The sequence below is a fragment of the Prevotella aurantiaca genome (assembly GCF_015262605.1).
Taxonomy (GTDB): domain Bacteria; phylum Bacteroidota; class Bacteroidia; order Bacteroidales; family Bacteroidaceae; genus Prevotella; species Prevotella aurantiaca.
The window spans coordinates 1-1596 of record NZ_JABZSJ010000098.1; the positions used below are offsets into that span (position 1 = coordinate 1).

At 42.4% G+C, this 1596-nt stretch carries 2 protein-coding genes and 1 pseudogene; all 3 read right to left on the reverse strand.

Features of this window, described 5'->3' with window-relative positions; translation table 11 throughout:
- A partial coding sequence (locus HXN26_RS10830) for a hypothetical protein (protein WP_273161262.1) occupies nucleotides 1–220 on the reverse strand: 220 nt, incomplete at its 3' end.
- A gap of 27 nt (nucleotides 221–247) precedes the next feature.
- Entirely contained in the window at nucleotides 248–1522 is a 1275-nt protein-coding gene (locus HXN26_RS10835; RefSeq protein WP_273161263.1) for a PcfJ domain-containing protein, read from the reverse strand.
- 4 nt (nucleotides 1523–1526) lie between these two features.
- A pseudogene (locus tag HXN26_RS10840) lies at nucleotides 1527–1596 on the reverse strand (PcfK-like protein); the annotation flags it as partial.

The window sequence follows — 1596 nt, forward strand, 5'->3', positions numbered from 1 at the left end:
GCTCTCCATTGGACAGTCTGCGGTGTTTTAGCCAAAAATGGTGCGCACCATAGCCATAGGCAAAGAACTTATCAAGTTCCGTTTCGTCGGCTATTTTGTTGATAGCCGACCTTAACTCCTCTTTGTTGTCGGATAGGGTTATTGCATTAATAACCCTAATGAGAATATGCGGTATCTCGTCCGCCCAATTGTAGATGATGTTTTCAATCTCAGTTTTCATATCTCTGATAATTTAATGGTTCATACTTTATGCTGTCGCTTTCATTCTTCGGCTTATAAGACCTCGATTGGCATTCACAAGGTTTACTATCTGCTCGTGGTATTCAGTATTCTTGTTGCACACCCCACGACTTTGCACCACTTCCAAAGTTTGTAATGATACTTCAATGGTTTCTATTCGCTTGCCTTCAATGGTAGCTGAAAGGATAAGGGAGTCCTCCTTGAGGTAGTATGCATTAGAGAAGACGCAATGGTGCATTGATACACCTTCTTCTAAATGCTCTTGCACGCTCTCTAATACGTGGACTTGAATTGTGCCGTCCGTGAAACAGATACCGAAAAACTTGGATTTAAGTTCCTTGAAACGCTTTTCGTCTTCCATTGCCTTCTGCTGCTTCTGTTCTATCTCCTCCCTTTCACGCACTCTGAGAAGTTCCTCGTGTCTGCGGTCGTGTTCGCCTTTAAGGTCTGTGGGGCATAAATATTTTGGATTATGAATATCCTTTCCTAATCTTCTAAGTGTATCTACATAATCACTCCAAAGAGAAATGTCTGCTATCTCATAGCCGTTACGGACTGCAATCTTGTAGGATTGCCATCGTTCCTCAAAAGACTTCTTGTTACTAAGAAAGTAACGTAAATGGTCTGTGCTACCTGCCTTTAGCAATGTTTCCACACGGCTGTCTGTAAGCAATGCAGGAATAAGCTGGGTAGGCACGATGCCATAGAAATTATCCTTAAAACCATTTCTGCGAAGTATGTCTGTAACCTTGAACTTCGGATATATCGGTGAGTAGGCAATATGCTGATAGGCTTCATTATCGTTGCGTATCGCCATAGGACTATAATAGGAAAAGGTATCAACATAGTGTCCCAATACCCTCTGTATGGCAACCACAGCTTTTCGTCCCTGCATATTCCACCAATATTGCCCAATCTCAATTATAGAAGTCTGTGCTTTGTAACCTTTCTCCATACCCACAATAAGTAGGAACATACGTAATACTTGAAACTCTCCACAAGTGGTAAGTATGGTGAAATACTGCTTCTGCTGCAACTTGCGCTCGTATGTTTCCTTGACCTGCAACTTTGCCCTGCAATGAGGGCAAGTGCAAGTTTCTCTATGTTTGTCCATTACCCAACTATGCCCACAATCCATACAAGTGGTGCGACCTTTTGGCAAGCGGTAGGCGAAGTGGTCTATACACTGACGAAATGCCCACTTACTTTGTGTCTTGGTTATCGGGCGAAGATACTTGCTTTGTTCCAAAACTGCTTTTTCAAATTTGTTTCTCGGTTTCATAGGCTTAAAAATCGAATAGTGATGGTTGTACTTGGGTTGTTGCGTTCTCAGTCTTTTTCACTCGTGCGTTACGG